We start from the raw sequence: 18,651 nt of genomic DNA, 5'->3' as shown, positions 1-18,651 counted from the left end.
GGGGTCCGCCATGAACATCGTCCTAATCAATCCGCCGCACACCGCCATCGGCAGCCGCGTGCCGGACGACCATCTGCCGCGGCTCGGGCTCCTGGCGCTGGGCGGTCCACTGCTCGACGCCGGCCATCTTGTGCGCCTCGTCGATGCGGAATTTGGTCCGATGCCGCTTGCTGTACTCATCCTCGACGCCTTGGGCGGCCAGCCAGACTGCGTCCTCATCGGCCATTCCGGCTCGACCTCGGCGCATCCGACGGCCTTGCGCATCGCGCAGATGATCAAGGCTCAAGCCCCGGCGACGATCGTCATCTATGGCGGCGTGTTCCCGACTTATCACTGGCGTGACATTCTCGCTGAAACGGATGCCTTCGACTTCATCGTGCGCGGCGAGGGCGAGGCCACCATCGCAGCACTCATCGAGGCGCTGCAACGGCGCGAGCCGCTGTCTGAGGTGCATGGCATCGCCTTTCGCGACGATTTGCGCCGCCCCTTCGCCACCCAGCCGGCGAAGACGATCGCCAATCTCGACGATTATCGTGTCGGCTGGGAGCTGATCGACCACCGCCGCTACAGCTATTGGGGCGGCAAGCGCGCCGTGGTCATGCAGTTCTCGCGTGGCTGTCCGCATCTGTGCAACTATTGCGGCCAGCGCGGTTTCTGGACCCGCTGGCGGCACCGCGATCCAAAGAAGTTCGCGCAGGAGATCGCCTGGCTGCATCGCGAGCACGGCGTCGAACTGATCAACGTCGCCGACGAGAACCCGACGGTTTCGAAGAAGGCATGGCGCGCCTTCCTCGACGCGCTGATCGCCGAGAACGTGCCGGTGCTGATCGTTGGCTCGACCCGCGCCGACGACATCGTGCGCGACGCCGACATCCTGCATCTCTATCGCAAGGCAGGCGTCATCCGCTGGCTGCTCGGCATGGAAAACACCGACGAACAGACGCTGCAATTGATTCGCAAGGGCGGCAGCACCTCCTCCGACCGCGAGGCGATCCGGCTGCTCAGGCAGCATGGCATCCTGTCGATGGCGACCTGGGTGGCCGGCTTCGAGGACGAAGGCTTACGCGACCTCTGGCGCGGCTTCCGCCAATTGATCGCCTATGACCCGGACCAGATCCAGGCGCTCTATGTCACCCCGCACCGCTGGACGCCGTTCTTCCGTATCGCCAGGGACCGCAAGGTGATCCAACTGGACGCCCACCTTTGGGACTACAAGCACCAGGTTCTGCAGATGACCCGACTCAAACCCTGGATGCTGTTCTTCAGCGTCAAGCTGATCGAACTGGCGGTACAGTCGCGACCGAAGGCGCTGGCGCGCATCCTGTTCCATAAGGATCCCGAGCAGCGCCATTCGATGCGCTGGTACACGCAGATGGGCCGCCGCGTCTGGTTCCGCGAGGTCTGGGGTTTTCTCGTCCGCGACCGCCGCCTGAAGGACGGCCCGACGCTGGCCGAATTCTGGGGCGCACCGCAGGATGCCGAGGAGGAATCGATGATTGTCCAACGCCCGGCGCGGAAGCCGGCCATTCCCGGCATGGGCAATCTCGAAGCTCCGGCTGCGAAAAGATTAGCCGGCTGACAAGCCGTTACGGCACGATCAGCGTGCCGGCGCCGTGCTCGGTGAACAGTTCCAGCAGCACCGAATGCGGCGTCTTGCCGTTGAGGATGACGACGCCTTCGACGCCGCGCTCTATCGCCTCGATGCAGGTCTCGACCTTGGGGATCATGCCGCCCGACACCGTACCGTCCTTGATCAGCGCCTTGGCCTCGGCCACCGTCAGCTCGTCGATCAGTTTCTTGTTCTTGTCGAGCACGCCGGGCACGTCAGTCAGGAACAACAGGCGCGAGGCCTGGCAGGCGCCGGCGATGGCGCCGGCGAAAGTGTCGGCATTGATGTTGTAGGTATGGCCGTCGCGGCCAGGCGCCACCGGCGCCAGCACCGGAATCATTTCGGAGCGCGCCAGGAGATCGAGCAACGTGCGGTCGACCTCCACCGGTTCGCCGACGAAGCCGAGGTCCAGCACACGCTCGATGTTGGAATCCGGGTCGATCATGGTCTTGCGCGCCTTTTCGGCGAACACCATGTTGCCGTCCTTGCCGCACAGGCCGATTGCCCACTCGCCCTCGGCATTGATCAGTGCCACGATCTCCTTGTTGATCGAACCGGCCAGCACCATCTCGACGATCTCGACCGTTTTCTGGTCGGTGACACGCAGGCCGCCCTCGAACTTCGATTCGATGCCCATCTTGTTGAGCATGGCGCCGATCTGCGGCCCGCCGCCATGGACGACGATCGGGTTGACGCCGGATTGCTTCAACAGCGCGATGTCACGGGCAAAGGCCTTGCCGAGCTCGATGTCGCCCATGGCATGGCCGCCATACTTCACCACCACCGTCTTGTTCTCGTAGCGCTGCATGTAGGGCAGAGCCCTGGAGAGCAGCGCGGCCTGCATTTCGGCGGTGGCGGCGATGTCCGTCATCGGTATGGATCCCAGCTTGGCATGAACGGCGGCGTCTTAGCGGGAATTGGCGCAGGCCGCAAACGGCTTTGCTGTCACAAATTGATGAAATCGCGTGCTGCGGGACCTAGGCCGGCGCCTTGAGCGGTGCCCGCCGCTTCTGCCAGCCGGAAATCTTCTCCATCTGCGCGGCGAAGGACAACAGCGTCTCCTCGTCGCCTGGGCGTCCGGCGGCCTGGATGCCGAGCGGCAGCCCGGCCGCGGTGACATGGACGGGCAGCGCAATCGATGGCTGGCCGCTGACATTCTGGATCGCCGGCCAGTGGGTGAACCACAGGCTCTTGTCCATCAATTGCCCGAACAGCGACTCAATCTTCAAAAGCCGGGTGAGGTGCATCTTGTCCAGCATGTTCTCGATGAATTCGTCGGCGCCCTTCGGGTCCATGGCGCCGCAGGCGAGCGGCGGGTGCGCGATGATCGGCATCAGCACGGCGTCATACTGCGCGGTCTCACTGATAAGCTGGCGCGACGTAGCATGCAGCCGCTGCAGGATCTCATAGATCTCGCCGGCCGGAATGATCTCGCCGAAGCGGCTGAGCACGCGCGTGGTGCGCTCGATGTCACCGGCAACAGAGCGGCCGACGCGCAAGGCCTCGGCACGCATGGTACCGGCCACGGCGGAAGCCACCGTCTTGCAGAAATCGGCCATGAAGTCGCGATCGATATAGTGCAGGTCGATCTCCTCGACCGTATGGCCGCCCTCGCGCGCCAGCGCCACCGCCGTGTCCAGCGCCGTCAACGTCTCGACCGAAATCGGCAGGCCGAGCGGCGATTTCCGGTAGACGGCGAGCTTGAGCTTGCCGGGATCGCGCGCCGCCGCGGCGGCAAAACTGCCTTTCGGCGACGGTGCGGCATAGGGTGACAGCGGATCGGCGCCGTGGGTCAGGTCGAGCAGCAGCGCCGTATCGCGGACCGAGCGGCGACCGCGTGGTCGACGACCATGCCGTACCAGCTCTCGCTGACCAGCGGCGTCAGCGGCACGCGGCCGCGCGAGGTTTTCAGCCCGACCAGCCCGCTGCAGGCCGACGGCACGCGGATAGAGCCGCCGCCGTCCGAGGCGTGCGCCGCCGGCACCACGCCGGCCGCCACCAGCGCGGCGGCGCCCCCGGAAGAGCCGCCCGTCGTATGGCCCGTATCCCACGGATTGCGGGTGATGCCGAACGCGGCCGACTCGGTCATCAGCCTCAGCCCGTGCTCGGGCGAGGTGCTGGTGGCGATCGGAATGAGACCGGCGGCAAGATAGCGCTCGGTCATCACCGAATTGAAGTCGGCGGTGAAAGCCGGAATGCGGCTGCCGCCATGGGTCGGCACGCCTTTGATGGCGATGCCGAGATCCTTGATCGCGAAGGGCACGCCGGCTAGCGGCAGCTTGCGGTCGACGGTTTTGGCGCGCGATCGCGCCGCGTCGTAGAGCGGCTCGGCGATGGCGTTGATATCGGGGCGGGTCGCCTCGGCCCGCGCGATCGCCGCATCGACAAGCTCCTGCGGCGAGACCTCTCCTTGCTGCACCAGCCCGGCCAGGCCGGTTGCATCCTGCTCCCACAACACCCGTTCAACCGACATCGCCGCCCTCTCCCGCCTGGCCGGAGGCTAGCCGCAGGCGATTTCCTTGGCAACGGCGCATGATTTGTCGGCGGCAAGCAGGCGCGCCTGGGTGGTGAACAACATCGTTTCCGCGATTGCAAATATAACGCAATCGCCTAATTTGCGGCATGGCGCCGCAGGACATCAGCAAGCTGATCGTCCGGACTTCGATGAAGGACCGGGCCGCGTTCGATCTGCTCTACAGGCAGACAAGCGCGAAACTTTTCGGCGTCTGCCTTCGTGTATTGAACGACCGGGGAGATGCGGAAGAAGCGCTTCAGGAAGTCTTCGTCAAGATATGGACCAAGGCGGACCGTTTCGCTGTCTCTGATCTGAGCCCGATTTCCTGGCTGGTGGCCATTGCGCGCAATCATGCGATCGATCGCATCAGGGCGCGGCGGGTGCCTGCCGCCCATATCGATGCCGCGCTCGACGTGGCCGATCCGGCGCCGGGACCGGAGGCCATGGTTGTGGCGGGCGGTGAGTCCGAACGCATCTACCATTGTCTCGATGAACTTGAAAAGGACCGGGCGGCGGCCGTCCGGGGCGCCTATCTCAACGGCGAAAGTTATGCCGAACTTGCGGAGCGCCATCGCGTGCCGCTGAACACGATGCGTACCTGGCTGCGGCGCAGCCTGTTGAAGCTCAGGGAATGCCTGGAAAGATGACGCTGGCAGAGGACAACGGACCGGAACGTGGAGGCGACGACCTGTTCGCCGCCGAATACGTTCTTGGCGTGCTCGCCACGGACGAGCGCCAGATCGCGGCCCGCCGCATCGACACCGAATCCGGTTTCGCCCGCCTGGTCGACAGCTGGGAAGTGCATTTTTCGCCGATGGCCGCCGCCTATCCCGAGGTAGAGCCTCCGGCCTCGGTCAAACCGGCGGTCGACCGCCGGCTGTTCGCCTCCTCGTCGACTGCGACACAGCCAAGCGCCGGCCTCTGGTCGAGCCTTGGCTTCTGGCGCGGCCTTGCCGCGTCGGCCGTCGCCGCGCTCGCCATCTACGTCGCCGTGCCCTACCTCAACCCGCCGGTCGTTGCGCCGCAGGAGCGGCTTGTCGCCTCGCTGGCGGCCGACGGCAGCGACGTCAAATATCTCGTCGTCTATGACGCGGCGCGCCGCGATGTCGGCCTGTCGCTGGTTTCCGGTGAGCGTGCCGCCGGCAAGGACTTCGAGCTGTGGATGATCGAGGGCAAGAATGCCCCGGTCTCGATGGGCGTCATCCCGGCTGGCCAGATCACGCACCTGGCGGTTACGCCGGCTGTCCAGCAGAAGCTCGCGCAAGGCGCCGTGCTTGCCGTCAGCGTCGAGCCGACAGGTGGCTCGCCGACCGGCCAGCCGACCGGGCCTGTCGTCGCCGCGGGCGATCTCAAAGGCATATGATCTCCCATTTTTGACTTGCGGCATAAGCAGATTTCAAATCTATCTGCCATGGTAGTTGGATCCTGCAAGCATGCAAGCTGGCAAAAGATCGTACGGGGAGATTCCATTCATCAGCCTTCGAGGCAAAACTTTTTTGTCGATCGACGAAACTCACGCCTTTCTACCCCGTATCTCCTTGCGTTCCCAAAAACGGGAAACAATATCCAGAGGAGATAGAAATCATGCGTAAACTCGCCACCCTTTTGCTTGCCGGCACGATCGCCGTTTCCGCGCTCGGCGCTGCAGCCTATGCCGCCAATCCGATGGTTGGAGGCGCCCCGATGTATGCCAAGAAGAACATCATCGAGAACGCCGTCAATTCGAAGGACCACACCACGCTGGTTGCAGCCGTCAAGGCAGCCGGCCTGGTCGACACCCTGCAAAGCGCCGGTCCCTTCACCGTGTTCGCGCCGACCAACGAGGCCTTCGCCGCGCTTCCGGCCGGCACCGTCGAAACGCTGCTCAAGCCCGAGAACAAGGACAAGCTGACCAAGATCCTGACCTGCCATGTTATCGGCGCCAAGGCGCTGGCGGCTGACGTGACCAAGATGGTCAGCGATGATGGCGGCGCGCACAAGGCCAAGACCGCCGGCGGTTGCGAACTGACGCTCAAGGCCGATGGCGGCAAGGTCACCGTCACCGACGAGAACGGCAACGTCGCCAATGTGACGATCGCCGATGTCGAGCAGTCGAACGGCGTCATCCACGTCATCGACAAGGTTCTCTTGCCGAAGATGTAACAAAGGGCCTGCTGCCGGCGAACTGGCAGCAAGCACCCTGCCGATCGCGCGGGTCAATGACCGCGCGATCGGCAAGCGTTCGCTCCGCAGCGTTGCTCCAGGGATGGAGCCGGTGCGGAGTGTTCGTTTTCAGGACCGTCACCGGCTTTTGATTTCCGGCTGGCGGTCTAATCTGGCAAATTGATAGCAGGAGGAATGGCATGACCCGTCGCGACTTTCTCTGGAGCGGCGCTGCCGCCATGGCATTGTTGGCCGGCACGGCGGCAATGCTGCGCATGGGAGGGCCCAAGGATGCGCTGGCGGCCCAGACCTTCGAGGTGACCAAAACCGACGCCGAGTGGCACGCCATCCTGTCCGACGCGGCCTACAACGTGCTGCGCAAGGAAGGCACGGAATACCCCGGCACCAGCCCGCTGCTCAACGAGCACCGCAAGGGCGTTTTCGCCTGCGCCGGCTGCGACCTGCCGCTCTATTCGTCCGAGACCAAGTTCGATTCCGGCACCGGCTGGCCGAGCTTCTGGCAGGAGATCCCCAATGCTGTCGGCAAGACCGTGGACCGCTCGCTCGGCATGACCCGCACCGAAGTCCACTGCCGCCGTTGCGGCGGCCATCTCGGCCATGTCTTCGACGACGGGCCGCCGCCGACCGGCCTGCGCCACTGCATCAACGGCGTCGCACTGACCTTCAAGCCGGCTGCGGCCTAGATCAGGCGAAAATTTGGAATTGCGGCTGTGAGGCGAGCGGTTACTGCCCCCGGCGCCGTGCTTATCCGGCCCGACGGCTATGTGGCCTGGGTTGGCGGGCCAACGCCGACGCCGCTGGCCGACGTGCTGACCAGATGGTTCGGACCGCCTGGCGCGGCATAGCACCGGCATAGCCAATGTCCTGATATGGAGGGATGGTTTGATCTTTTAGCATGACCCCGGAAATCGTTTCCAATTTCCGGGGTCATGCGCGAGAGCGCCAGGCGGGGTTCCGGCGCTCTCAATGGCCTCCGCCGCCACCGCCGCCCTGTTCGGGCGGCTTGCGGATGAACAGGACGAAAAGCCCCAGCGTCGCGAACAGCACCGTCAGCATGAAGAACACGTCCATGAAGGACAGCAGCGCCGCCTGCTGCTGGACCATGCCCGACAGTTTGGAGATCGCTGCCTTGGAGGCATCGAGCCCGGCGGTCTGCTCGAAGTTGAGCGTCATGTTCTGCAGCTTGGTCTGGGCCTCGGCGCTGCCCCACTGCACATGTTCGGCAAGCCTTGCATAGTGGAAGGCGTTGCGGTCGATCAGCACCGTGTTGATGAGGGCGAGGCCGACGGCGCCGCCGAGATTGCGGGTGAGGTTGAACAGGCCCGACGCATTCTTCAGCCGATCCGGCGGCAATGTGCCCAGCGCGATGTTGTTGATCGGCACCATGCACAGCATCATCGAACAGCCGCGCAGGATCTGCGGGATCAGCAGTTCATAAAAATCCCAGTCAGCGGTCAGATGCGTCATCCACCACGTGCCGGTGGCAAAGCCGAAGAAGCCGATCATCATCATCAGCCGCAAATCGATCTTGTTCGACAAGATGCCGGCGACGGGCGCGGTGAAGAACATCGCCAGGCCGCTGACGAACAGCGCCTCGCCGATCATCATCGAATCGTAGCCGCGGATACGGCCGAGGAACACCGGATAGAGATAGGTGAGTCCGTACAGGCCGATGCCGACGACGAAAGAGAACAGCGAGCCGAAGGCGAAGTTGACGTTGCTGAAAGCCCTGAGGTCGACGATCGGCTCCTCGGCGGTGAAGACGCGCCAGAAGAACACCACCGCGCCGACGGTCATGATGATGGCGCAGGCGAAAACCGCCGGCTCCTGCAGCCAGTCGTGGTTCGGGCCTTCCTCCAGCACATATTCCATGCAGCCGAGGAAGGCGGCCATGCCGATCAGGCCCCACCAGTCGAACTTGCTGAACAGCTTGAGGTTGGGCTTGTCGAAATCGATCAGCGACCAGGCCGCCGTCGCCACCAGGATGCCCGGCACGACATTGATCAGGAACAGCCAGTGCCAGGACATGGCGTGGCTGATATAGCCGCCGACCGTCGGGCCGATGGTCGGCGCCAGCGTCGCCACCAGGCCGATCATCGGCGAGACGAAGGCGCGGCGCGACGGCGGGAAGATGGTGAAGGCGGCAGCGAAGACGCTGGGGATCATGCCGCCGCCGATAAAACCCTGGATGGCGCGGTAGACGATCATCTGGTCGATGTTGGTGGCCGTCGCCGCCAGCGCGCTGGCGGCGGTGAAGCCCGCCGCCGAAACCGTGAACAGCACGCGCGTCGACAGCATCCGGCTGAGGAAGCCGGACAGCGGGATCATCACCACCTCGGCGATCAAATAGGCGGTCTGCACCCACGGGATCTCGTCGGAGCTGGCGCTGAGGCCCGCCTGGATCTCGGACAGCGAAGCCGAGACGATCTGGATGTCCAGGATTGCCATGAACATGCCGAACACCATCGCCAGGAAGGCGATGACGCGGCGAACCGGTATGTGGTCGGCCTGCGCCGGAATGGCCGGTACCGATCCTGCGGTCAGGGTTGCGGTCGCCATGACACTGCTCCCGAGGTTCGCTTACTTCGAGGCAGCCGGCGCGGTGCGGCTGTCGACGGCGACGACGACGCTGAGGCCTGCCCGCAGCCTGCCGGTCTTCAGGACGTCCGCCGGCACGTCGATGCGCACCGGGATACGCTGCACGACCTTGGTGAAGTTGCCGGTCGCGTTTTCCGGCGGCAGCAGCGAGAACACGGCACCCGAGGCCGGCGCCAGCGACGACACCGTGCCTTCGAAATCCTGGCCGTCGGTCGCATCGACCGAAATCCTGACCTTTTCGCCGGGCACCAGCCGGGCAAGCTGCGTCTCCTTGAAGTTGGCGACGATGTAGAGCTTGTCCATCGGCACGATGACCGCGAGCTTCTGTCCGGGGCTGACCAGGTCGCCCTGTTCGACCGAACGATTGCCGACGACGCCGTCATAGGGCGCCTTGAGCACGGTGAAGGAGAGGTCGCGTGCCGCCTTGTCGTGGCTGAGCTGCAGCGAGGCCAGCGTGCTGGCAGATTCGGCGCGCTGCGCCTCGAGCACGCCGATATTGGCCTGCGCCGCCGCGATCTGGGCGTCGGCACCGACAAGCGCGGCCTTGGCCTGATCGAGGGCGGTCTGGGCGTCGTCGAGCTGCGCCTGCGTGCCGACATGCGTCTTCAGCAATTGCGCCGCGCGCTGCTGGGCGCGACCGGCATTGTCGGCCGCGGCTTGATCGGCGGTCTTCTGCGCCTCAGCCTGCTGGAGCGAGGCCTGTGCAGCCTTGGTCTGCGCGTCTATGCGGTCGAGCGTCTTGCTCAAGGTGGCGATCTGCGCCTCAGCCTGGGCTACGGCTATCTTGTAGTCGCCGGAATCGATCGTCAGCAGCGGGTCGCCGGCCTTGACCTGCTGGTTCTCGCTCACCTTGACCTGGTCGACATAGCCGGAAATCTTCGGCGAGACGAACGCCATGTCGGCCTGGACATAGGCGTCGTCGGTTGAGATCATGAAGCGGCCGTCGGTCCAGTAATCGTAGCCGTACCAGGCGCCGGCGCCGAGCAATCCGAGCCCGATGATGGGCAAAAGCAGGGAGCGCACCGAGCGCTTCTTCTTCGCCGGCGCCTCGGCCGGTGCGTCGGTGACGGGCTGCAAGGGCACTTCCGGCGCTTCGGTCGACGGCGCGACCTTGGCATTGGGGAATGGACGGACTTCGGCGGTGACGGGCGCGTTCGAGGACATGATATCTCTCTATCGGTCTATATAAGCGAAACCTGTTAGACTGAACCGTTCGGTTCGATATGGGCGTTGACTTAGCGCCAAAACGGGCCCATATCAAGGGCAATCGAACCGTTCGGTTCGAATTATTTTGCGAGGTGTGACTTTTATGGCCGAAACACTATCCGACACCGGCAAGGACCAGTGCGATGTGCTGGACAGCCTGCGTCGCGGTCGCCCGGCGGCCGGACAGGATCCGGTCAAACGCAGCCAGATTATCGAAGGCGCCCGCCGCGTCTTCATCGACAAGGGCTTCGAAGCCGCGTCGATGAACGACATCACGCGCGAGGCCGGTGTCTCCAAGGGCACGATCTACGTCTATTTCGCCAACAAGGAAGAGCTGTTCGAGGCGCTGATCGAGGAAGAGCGCGGCACGATCTTCAAGAATATGTACGACATGCTCGACCGCGCCGACGATCTTCGCCAGACGCTGGTGAAGTTCGGCAAGGTGCTATCGCTCAAGATCACATCGGCCAAGGTGATCCAGGCGCAGCGCACGGTGATCGGCGCGGCGGACAGAATACCCGACATGGGCGCGCGGTTTTACGAACGCGGCCCGAAACGCGGCCATGACAGGGTGGCGGCTTTTCTCAATGCCGCGATCGAACGCGGCCTGCTCAAGATCGACGATGTCGATCTTGCCGCCTATCAGTTCACGGAACTCTGCCTGGCCGGCCTTTTCCGCCAATGCATGTTCGCCTACCGTACCAAGGCCCCGAGCCAGGAGGAAATCGACCATGTCGTCAGGTCGGGCGTCGCCATGTTCCTGAAGGCCTACGGCACCGAAAGGCTTGCCGAGGAAGAAAGCCACCAGATGATTGCGCTGGAGGCGAAGCGCTGACTTGTTGGCGCAATTCCGGACGGAAAACCGCTACACACTTTTCTTGGAATTGCTTTAGCCACCATTGGCGGCGAGCACGATCGCTGCGCGCAATTCCTCGAGGCCCTCGCTCTTCTCCGACGATGTCGCCAGAACGAACGGAAACGCTGCCGGCCGCTTCTTGATCTTGGCAAGCGTCTCCTCGATCAGCCGCGGCACGCCGGCCGCCTTGATCTTGTCGGTCTTGGTCAGCACGATCTGGTAGGACACAGCCGCCTTGTCGAGCAGCGACAGCACTTCGTCGTCCTTGGCCTTGATGCCGTGGCGGGCGTCGATCAGCACATAGACGCGTTTCAGCGTCACGCGGCCCTTGAGATAGTCGAAAACCAGCTTCGTCCAGTCGTCGACCTTTTCCTTCGGCGCGCTCGCATAGCCGTAGCCCGGCATGTCGACCAGCGCCATCGGCGGCAGGTCGGTGCCTTCGCCGGAAAACCCGCCCGGCACGAAATAGTTGAGTTCCTGCGTGCGCCCCGGCGTGTTGGAGGTGCGCGCCAGCCCCTTTTGGTTGACCAGCGCGTTGATCAGCGACGACTTGCCGACATTCGAGCGGCCGGCGAAGGCGATCTCCGGCGGCCCCTCCGGCGGCAGGAATTTCATCGCCGGCACGCCGCGGATGAAGATCCAGGCCTGCGTGAACAGTTCGGGAGCGATCACGGTCTTGTCCAGGGCGTTCAAACGGCGGCCTCCAGCCGGGCAATGTCGGCGCCCCTGATGGCATTGAGGTTGCGGCTGATCTTGTCTACCGGCCAGTTCCACCATGCCGCCATCAGCAGCCGCCGGACTGTCTTGTCGTCGAAGCGCATTTTCACCACCTTGGCCGCATTTCCGGCAACGATCGCATAGGGCGGCACGTCGTGCGTGACAACCGACTTTGCCGCGACGATGGCGCCATGGCCGATCGTCACACCGGGCATTATCACCGCGTCCATGCCGATCCATACATCATTGCCGAGCACCGTGTCGCCGCGTATTTCCTTCGACCATGTCTTTGGGTCGAAACCCTCTTCCCAGCCATGGCCGAAGATGTTGAACGGATAGGTCGAGAAGCCGGACATGGCGTGGTTGGCGCCGTTCATGATGAAGCGCGCGCCCTCGGCGATGGCGCAGAACTTGCCGATGATCAGTCTGTCGCCGATGAACGGGTAGTGGTGCAGCACGCAGCGCTCGGCAAATTTGTCGGGCCCGTCCGGGTCGTCATAATAGGTGAAGTCGCCGATTTCGATGTTCGGCGCGTTGACCAGCCCTTTCAGGAAACCGACGCGCATATGCATCGGGATCGGATGCTTGATGTTTGGGTTGGGTCCGCTCATGGCCTGGCTCCGTATCATCTCGGGCAGGTCCAAAATAGCGTGATTTGGGGCGAGATAAACCGGGGTCCCGCGAAGGACGACAGGACCCCGGTCGCCGGGACGGCCTCCCAAACACCGGCGCGTCTGCGCCGGAAGCCGTCACCGTGGCGTGGTGTCTTGCCGCGACTGATAACATGACGATCGGCAAACCCCTTCGCAGCTTCCCTCAAGCCGCGCGCGCTGCGAGGTCGCAACACAACAGCTACGGCGCGCGGCGAGCCGGAGTTTCGCCGGTTACAAAATGTGATCCGGCAGCAAAAACCCCGGACGAACCGGGGTTTTCGAAACCTTGTGGGGGTCGGGGGCGCCCGCTATTCCGCGGGCGAGGGTTTCTTGCGGAACAACGCCACCAGATTGTCCCATAGCTCGATCTTGGCGCCCTGGCGCTTCATGATCACGCCTTGCTGCAGGATCGACAGCAGGTTGTTCCAGGCCCAGTAGATGACCAGGCCGGCGGGGAAGCCCGCCATCATGAAGGTGAAGATCACCGGCATCCAGGTGAAGATCGCGGCCTGCGTCGGGTCCGGCGGCGTCGGGTTCATGCGCATCTGCAGGAACATGGTGATGCCCATGACCAGCGGCCAAACGCCGATCATCAACATATGCGGCAGCGTGATCGGAATGAGACCGAACAGGTTGAACAGCGATGTCGGATCGGGTGCGGCCAGATCCTGGATCCAGCCGAAGAACGGTGCGTGCCGCATCTCGATGGTGATGTAGAGCACCTTGTAGAGCGCGAAGAACACCGGGATCTGCAGCGCCACCGGCCAGCAGCCGGCGATCGGATTGATCTTCTCCGTCTTGTAGAGCTCCATCATCGCCTGCTGCTGCTTCATCTTGTCGTCCGCGTATTTCTCGCGGATCTCGAGCATCTTCGGCTGCACCTTCTTCATGTTCGCCATCGACGCGTAGGACTTGTTGGCGAGCGGGAAGAAGATGGCCTTGACGACGACGGTAGTGGCGAGGATGGCCAGGCCGAAATTGCCGAAGAATTTGTAGAGCGTGTCGATCAGCCAGAACATCGGCTTGGTGATGAAGTGGAACCAGCCCCAATCGATCAGCAGGTCGAACCGCTTGATGTTGCGATCCTCGGCATAGGCATTGATCTTGGCCACTTCCTTGGCGCCGGCGAAGACCTCGGTCTCGACGGTTGCCGACTGGCCGGCGTCGACATTGATCGGGTCGGTCAGGAAGTCGGACTGGTAGCGATGCCGGCCATCCTCGAAATAGGCATAGCGTGGCTGGAACGGTTGCTTCTCGGTCGGCACCAGCGTCACCGCCCAGTACTTGTCGGTGATGCCGAGCCAGCCGTCGGTCGACTTGCCCGGCTGGAACTGCTTGTCCTTTTCGATGGACGCGTATTTGTGTTCCTGCAGGCCTTCCGTACCGGTGAAGCCGATCAGGCCCTCATGCAGCACATAGATGCTGGCGACGGCCGGCTTGTCGAAGCGGGTGACGCGGCCGTAGTTGAACAGCGAGACGGCGGTGGCGCCGGAATTCTGCACCGTATCGGAAACGGTGAACATGTAGTCGTTGTCGACCGAGAAGGTGCGCTTGAAGGTCAGGCCCTTGTCGTTCGAATAGGTCAGCGTCACCGGCGTCGCCGGCGTCAGCGTTGCATTGCCGTCAAACTTCCACACCGTGTCCGCGCCCGGCACCGCGCCGGTCTTGTCGTTACCGACAAAGCCGATCTCGGCAAAATAGCCATTGGGCAGCACCGACGGGTTGAGCAGTTCGATCTCCGGCGAATTCTTGTCGACCGTTTCCGTGTAGTGCTTGAGCTTGAGGTCGTCGAGGCGCGCGCCGGTGAGGTTGATCGAGCCCTCGAGGCTCGGCGTGTCGATCTTGACGCGCGCCGTCGCCGCCAGCGCCTGCTCGCGGCCGGCCGCCGTGACGGCTTCGCCGCCGGGCGCGTTGGGAATGGCGCCCTGCGGCGGCACCGGCGTTCCGGCAGCACCTGGATTGGCGCCTTCGGCGGCCTTCTTCTGCTCAGCCACCCGCTGCTCTTCGATGCGGGCCGCCTCGCGCTGGGCTTCGACGCGCGGGTTCATGTAGAACACCTGCCAAAGCGTCAGGATCAGCACCGACAGCGCGATGGTGATGAAGAAGTTACGATTGTTTTCCATCGAAAGCCCTTGGCCTATCGTGTTCCGCGCAGTCGGCGTGAGAGTTCGGCCTTCAACTGGCCGAACGGAATGGTAAGCACATCTTCACGCCCGACGATGACATAGTCATTGCCGGGCGCCATGTCATCGGCCGCATGCGTGCGCACGGCTTCCCTGAGCCGCCGCCTGACGCGGTTACGGACGACCGCATTGCCGACCTTCTTGGTGACGGTGTAGCCGACGCGCGGCGCATGGTCGTCGCCACGGTCGAGAACTTCAACGAGAAAAAGCCGCCCGCGCCGCTTTTCACCGCGGCGGACGGCCAGAAAATCCGCGCGCTTCAGAAGCCGCTTGGGATTTGGTCCCACTGGCTTGCCGGTTGCGGGCAACGATCTCGTCTTCCGTTCAGGCGCTGAGCCGCTTGCGGCCGCGGTTGCGGCGAGCTGCGACGACGCCGCGACCACCCTTGGTGGCCATGCGGGCACGGAAACCGTGCCGGCGCTTGCGGACGAGTTTAGACGGTTGGTAGGTACGCTTCATTTGTTTTAATACCGCGGGGTGCGGCCCTTCTTGATTCTGTCACTGTGTAACAGGAGCTTTGCCGGGCCGGTTTAGGCGCGATCGAAACCGCGCCGGGACGAATGGCCCGAGCGTGAGCGGGCTTATAGAAAGAAGGGTTTTGGAAGTCAATCCGGGGCGGCGGGCCGGGTTGTCGCGGTCTTTCGGGCGACCATATTTGTTCGCCCAAGGATGAAATTGGCAAAAAAGCCGCAATCGCCTAATCTTGGCTGTTCAAGTGTTTGTGAAGACGCTGCATGAGTGAAGCCCTAGCCACGGACGAAAAAGCCGGCCCGGCGACCACCGCCGCCCGTACGGTGCCGCTGTCGCGTGGGCTGTCGACCAAGCTTCTCCTGCTCACCATCGTCTTCGTGCTCTTGGCCGAAGTCCTGATTTTCCTGCCCTGGATCGCCAGCTACCGGTTGAGCTGGCTGAAGGAGAGGCTGGGCACAGCGGCCGCGGTATCGGTCGTGCTGGTGCAGGGCGAGCCCAATTCGCTGTCGCGCACCGCCCAGAACGACGTGCTGATGGCGATCGGCGCCAAGGCGATCGCCGTGCGCGACGGCGGCGTCTCCAGGCTCCTGGTGGTGTCCGACATGCCGCCGCAGGTCGACGAGCACATCGACATCGCCAGTGTCGGCCTGGTCGAGGGCATGAGAGGTGCGCTCGACACGCTGTTCTTCGGCGGCAATCGCATGCTGCGCGTTTTCGGGCCGGTCGGCGAGAGCGACAAGGAATTCGAGCTGATCATGCCCGACTACGCCTTGCGCAACGCCATGCTCATCTATTCGCGCAACGTCGCCTTCGTCTCGCTGCTGATCTCGCTGTTCACCGCCATGCTCGTCTATGCCGCGATCGACTTGATCATGATCGGCCCGATCCGCACCATGACCCGCTCGATGCTGTCCTTCTCCGAGGCACCTGATGACCCCGGGCGGATCATTCGTCCGGCCGCGCGCGCCGACGAGATCGGCGTTGCCGAGCGCGAGCTGTCGCAGATGCAGGAACGGCTGCAGAAGATGCTGACCGAGCAGAAGCACCTCGCCGATCTCGGCCTCGCCGTGTCGAAGATCAATCACGACATGCGCAACATCCTCGCCTCCGCGCAGCTGATCTCGGACCGCTTGCGGCAGGTGAAAGATCCAACCGTGCAGGCCTTCGCGCCAAAATTGCTGCGCGCGCTTGACCGCGCCGTGTCCTATTCCGAAGGCGTGCTGGCCTATGGCCGCACCCAGGAGCCGCCGCCCTCGCGCCGGCGGCTGCGGCTGCGCCAGCTGGTCGAGGACGTGCACGGCCTGCTCGACATCGAGGAAGGCATCGAGTTCGTCAATGCCGTCGAGCTGGCCTTCGAGGTCGACGCCGATTCCGACCAGCTGTTCCGCGTGCTCACCAATCTTTGCCGCAACGCCGTGCAGGCGATGGCGGCGGACACTGAGGGCGCCGTGGTGCGCCGGCTGGCGGTATCGGCCGAGCGCATGGGCAGCGTCAGCCGCATCATCGTCACCGACACCGGCCCCGGCCTGCCCCCGAAGGCGCGCGAGAACCTGTTCGCGGCCTTCCGTGGCTCGGCGCGCAGCGGCGGCACCGGCCTTGGCCTGGCCATCGCCTACGAGCTGATCCGCGCCCATGGCGGCACGGTCGAGCTGGTCGAGAGCATCGGCGGCCGCACCACGTTCGCCGTCACCATCCCCGACCAGCCGGTCCGGTTCGACCAGGCGCGCGGCAGCCTGCGCCGCCCGGCCTAAGGTGTGTTGAGATTCAGGTGAGGCCGGCCTGCAGATGGCGGTTTCCTGCGCTTCCGGTGCTCACGTACTAAAAGTACGCTCCGCTCCGGTTCTCGGAATCCGCAATTTTCGGCTCGGCCTGACCTGAATCTCAACACACCTGATCCGCACTAGCGGAGCGCCTGCGACAAAACTTTTGCCGGATCGGCTTGCTTTTCGGAAATTCAGTCGCTAGGGAACACGTCTCGTCGCGGCCGGTCGTCACGATCGGATCGCGGGGCTATGCAAAGCATGGCCTGTTGCGCGCCCGTAGCTCAGCTGGATAGAGCACCAGACTACGAATCTGGGGGTCAGGAGTTCGAATCTCTTCGGGCGCGCCAAATTTTCAAGGACTTAGCAGAACGCCGCCGACCAAATAGAGAGATTAGTCTGCGATTTGGTCTGCGGAAGCGCAAGATCTTTGGTCGGCATCCGAGGCATCACCCGCGGGAGGTGGAATGGCCCGCAACGGGTCCCGCACTACTCGTGGGCTGACAACACCAATTTGGCGGTTAGCCGATCACGTCTCCGTTCCCAGGTCCTCGAATCGGCAGAATCTGGTCTGTCGTGCTAACCGAGCGACGCTCCCGAGTGACGCGAAGCCGAATCCCTGGACCCACGACGAGAAGGCTTTCGCGCCCGCCCTCGACTCACGACTACGCGGCATGCGCAGGCGTCTCGTTATGTACGGATCGCCAGAAGCGCTTAGCGAAGGCAGGCCGCGAAATCGCGCAGGATGCCTGCCGCTCTGGCGAGGGAATTTTCCGACGCTGCGAAGGACAGTCGGAACGCCGGGTCATGCTGAAACGCAGCGCCGTGCACAACGGCCAGACCGTGATGCTCCAGCAACGCTCGAACAACGTCGAAACTTGACGTGAGCACGCCCGCTTTTGGGTGCATCTTTTTCAGCATCTCTCCGCAATCGAGATACAAGTAAAAGGCACCGCCGGGCGGAACGACTTTCAGGCTTGGGGCATCTTCGAGCGCCGCCATCAGCCGTTGTCCCCGGTGGCGATAAACGGCGTTGCGTTCCGCCAGCAACGTCTTCGGGCCTTCAAGTGCGGCCACCGCCGCAGCTTGCGAGATCGTGCAGGGGCTCGAAGTGCTATTCGAGATGACCTTGCGCATTGCGAGTATCACACCGGCAGGTGCTGCCGCCCAGCCGATCCGCCACCCCGTCATCGCATAAGCTTTCGATACCCCGTTGATTGTGACCGTGCGGTGGCGAAAGTCCGGAGCGGCGGCGAGGAATGAGACGTAGGGCTCGCCGGTGAAAAGGATGTGCTCGTAGATCTCATCTGAGATCACCCACACATCCGGATACTCGCGTAGCACCTCCGCCAGTGCTTCGAACTCTGTGTGGCTGTAAGTTGCGCCGGCAGGGTTTGAGGGCGAGTTGATCACGATGGCCCTCGTTCGGGCAGACAGAGCCGCCCGCAGGGCCACTGGTGTGATCCTGAAGCCATTGTTCGCCTCGCCTCGCACCAACACTTTCTTCGCGCCCAACATGCCTAGCATCTCGGCATAGGAGCCCCATGCCGGCGTGAGCAGAACCACTTCGTCGTCCGGATCAACCAGTACCGTGAGAGTTGTGTGGAGAACGGTTTTCGCCCCAGCTCCGACAGAGATTTCCTTCGGCGAGAAGTCGAGTCCGTTCTCACGCTTGAGCTTGCGGCAGATTGACTCTTTGAGGGCGGCAGTGCCGTCGATCACCGTGTACTTTGTGTCACCCGCAAGCGCGGCCTGGTGAGCAGCTTCCTTGACGTGTTCTGGTGTGTCGAAGTCGGGCTCGCCCACGCAAAGATCGACGATCTCACGCCCCTCGGCACGCAGGTCCTTCACCATCGCGAACACACGCGAGATGGCAGACAGCTCGAAGTTTTCTAAGTTGCGGCTGAGTTTCACGGTCGG

At 63.5% G+C, this 18,651-nt stretch carries 18 protein-coding genes, 1 tRNA gene and 1 pseudogene; 9 read left to right on the top strand and 11 right to left on the bottom strand.

Features of this window, described 5'->3' with window-relative positions; all coding sequences use genetic code 11:
* Window positions 1–10: 10 nt before the first annotated feature.
* A complete protein-coding gene (bchE, locus tag AC04SI_RS16445; protein ID WP_404274492.1) occupies window positions 11–1,579 on the top strand; it encodes a magnesium-protoporphyrin IX monomethyl ester anaerobic oxidative cyclase in 1,569 nt (522 codons plus the stop codon).
* A gap of 7 nt (window positions 1,580–1,586) precedes the next feature.
* On the opposite strand, the gene argB is transcribed toward bchE, so the two are convergent.
* The 3 genes from argB to AC04SI_RS16430 all read right to left on the bottom strand — a co-directional run bounded on the left by argB (window position 1,587) and on the right by AC04SI_RS16430 (window position 4,082).
* Window positions 1,587–2,480, bottom strand: a complete 894-nt coding sequence (gene argB, locus AC04SI_RS16440; protein WP_192178196.1) for an acetylglutamate kinase — start codon at window positions 2,478–2,480, stop codon at window positions 1,587–1,589.
* Window positions 2,481–2,586: 106 nt separating this feature from the next.
* The gene (locus AC04SI_RS16435; protein ID WP_488474514.1) at window positions 2,587–3,384 is read right to left on the bottom strand and encodes an amidase family protein; all 798 of its coding nucleotides are present in this window, start codon (window positions 3,382–3,384) and stop codon (window positions 2,587–2,589) included.
* A gap of 17 nt (window positions 3,385–3,401) precedes the next feature.
* On the bottom strand, window positions 3,402–4,082 hold the full coding sequence (locus AC04SI_RS16430) for an amidase family protein (RefSeq protein ID WP_404274493.1): 681 nt from the start codon (window positions 4,080–4,082) through the stop codon (window positions 3,402–3,404).
* Between the two features lie 149 nt (window positions 4,083–4,231).
* On the opposite strand from AC04SI_RS16430, the gene AC04SI_RS16425 reads away from it, so the two are divergent.
* From AC04SI_RS16425 to AC04SI_RS16405, 5 genes and pseudogenes are all read left to right on the top strand, one after another.
* Window positions 4,232–4,771: a sigma-70 family RNA polymerase sigma factor gene (locus tag AC04SI_RS16425; RefSeq protein WP_006200641.1), complete on the top strand. Its 540-nt coding sequence runs from the start codon at window positions 4,232–4,234 to the stop codon at window positions 4,769–4,771.
* Window positions 4,768–5,487, top strand: coding sequence for an anti-sigma factor (locus AC04SI_RS16420; protein WP_404274494.1), 720 nt, complete (start codon window positions 4,768–4,770; stop codon window positions 5,485–5,487). Before AC04SI_RS16425 ends, AC04SI_RS16420 begins: the two co-directional genes overlap by 4 nt.
* Before the next feature lie 221 nt (window positions 5,488–5,708).
* The gene (locus tag AC04SI_RS16415) at window positions 5,709–6,266 is read left to right on the top strand and encodes a fasciclin domain-containing protein (RefSeq protein ID WP_404274495.1); all 558 of its coding nucleotides are present in this window, start codon (window positions 5,709–5,711) and stop codon (window positions 6,264–6,266) included.
* 200 nt (window positions 6,267–6,466) lie between these two features.
* Window positions 6,467–6,970 carry a peptide-methionine (R)-S-oxide reductase MsrB gene (gene msrB / locus AC04SI_RS16410; RefSeq protein ID WP_404274496.1) on the top strand — a complete coding sequence of 168 codons (504 nt, stop codon included), beginning with the start codon at window positions 6,467–6,469 and terminating at the stop codon, window positions 6,968–6,970.
* Between the two features lie 36 nt (window positions 6,971–7,006).
* Window positions 7,007–7,132, top strand: a pseudogene (locus AC04SI_RS16405) (aromatic-ring hydroxylase C-terminal domain-containing protein); the annotation flags it as partial.
* Window positions 7,133–7,250: 118 nt separating this feature from the next.
* On the opposite strand, the gene AC04SI_RS16400 reads toward AC04SI_RS16405, so the two are convergent.
* Window positions 7,251–8,846 (bottom strand): DHA2 family efflux MFS transporter permease subunit, encoded by a 1,596-nt coding sequence (locus tag AC04SI_RS16400; RefSeq protein ID WP_404274498.1) that lies wholly within the window; start codon window positions 8,844–8,846, stop codon window positions 7,251–7,253.
* A gap of 21 nt (window positions 8,847–8,867) precedes the next feature.
* The gene (locus AC04SI_RS16395; RefSeq protein ID WP_404274499.1) at window positions 8,868–10,049 is read right to left on the bottom strand and encodes an HlyD family secretion protein; all 1,182 of its coding nucleotides are present in this window, start codon (window positions 10,047–10,049) and stop codon (window positions 8,868–8,870) included.
* Between the two features lie 145 nt (window positions 10,050–10,194).
* On the opposite strand from AC04SI_RS16395, the gene AC04SI_RS16390 reads away from it, so the two are divergent.
* Entirely contained in the window at window positions 10,195–10,926 is a 732-nt protein-coding gene (locus AC04SI_RS16390) for a TetR/AcrR family transcriptional regulator (RefSeq protein WP_404274501.1), read from the top strand.
* A gap of 54 nt (window positions 10,927–10,980) precedes the next feature.
* Here AC04SI_RS16390 and yihA read toward each other — a convergent pair whose 3' ends face one another.
* The 5 genes from yihA to rpmH form a co-directional block, all read right to left on the bottom strand.
* A complete protein-coding gene (gene yihA / locus AC04SI_RS16385; protein WP_192178205.1) occupies window positions 10,981–11,640 on the bottom strand; it encodes a ribosome biogenesis GTP-binding protein YihA/YsxC in 660 nt (219 codons plus the stop codon).
* On the bottom strand, window positions 11,637–12,275 hold the full coding sequence (locus AC04SI_RS16380) for a CatB-related O-acetyltransferase (RefSeq protein ID WP_404274503.1): 639 nt from the start codon (window positions 12,273–12,275) through the stop codon (window positions 11,637–11,639). Before AC04SI_RS16380 ends, yihA begins: the two co-directional genes overlap by 4 nt.
* Window positions 12,276–12,625: 350 nt before the next feature.
* The gene (gene yidC, locus AC04SI_RS16375) at window positions 12,626–14,440 is read right to left on the bottom strand and encodes a membrane protein insertase YidC (RefSeq protein ID WP_404274504.1); all 1,815 of its coding nucleotides are present in this window, start codon (window positions 14,438–14,440) and stop codon (window positions 12,626–12,628) included.
* 14 nt (window positions 14,441–14,454) lie between these two features.
* On the bottom strand, window positions 14,455–14,808 hold the full coding sequence (gene rnpA / locus AC04SI_RS16370; protein WP_488474504.1) for a ribonuclease P protein component: 354 nt from the start codon (window positions 14,806–14,808) through the stop codon (window positions 14,455–14,457).
* A 16-nt stretch (window positions 14,809–14,824) separates the two neighbouring features.
* Entirely contained in the window at window positions 14,825–14,959 is a 135-nt protein-coding gene (gene rpmH, locus AC04SI_RS16365) for a 50S ribosomal protein L34 (protein WP_008833937.1), read from the bottom strand.
* 275 nt (window positions 14,960–15,234) lie between these two features.
* Between rpmH and AC04SI_RS16360 the strand changes: the two genes are divergently transcribed.
* Both AC04SI_RS16360 and AC04SI_RS16355 read left to right on the top strand, forming a co-directional pair.
* Window positions 15,235–16,722 carry an ATP-binding protein gene (locus tag AC04SI_RS16360; protein ID WP_404274516.1) on the top strand — a complete coding sequence of 496 codons (1,488 nt, stop codon included), beginning with the start codon at window positions 15,235–15,237 and terminating at the stop codon, window positions 16,720–16,722.
* A gap of 282 nt (window positions 16,723–17,004) precedes the next feature.
* A tRNA-Arg gene (locus AC04SI_RS16355) sits at window positions 17,005–17,081 on the top strand.
* 364 nt (window positions 17,082–17,445) lie between these two features.
* On the opposite strand, the gene AC04SI_RS16350 is transcribed toward AC04SI_RS16355, so the two are convergent.
* Entirely contained in the window at window positions 17,446–18,645 is a 1,200-nt protein-coding gene (locus AC04SI_RS16350; RefSeq protein ID WP_404274518.1) for a pyridoxal phosphate-dependent aminotransferase, read from the bottom strand.
* Window positions 18,646–18,651 lie beyond the last annotated feature (6 nt).

This window comes from Mesorhizobium sp. CNPSo 4689, assembly GCF_057784325.1.
Note: the sequence above shows the minus strand (reverse complement) of the source record. Positions and strands in the feature narration are given on the sequence as shown.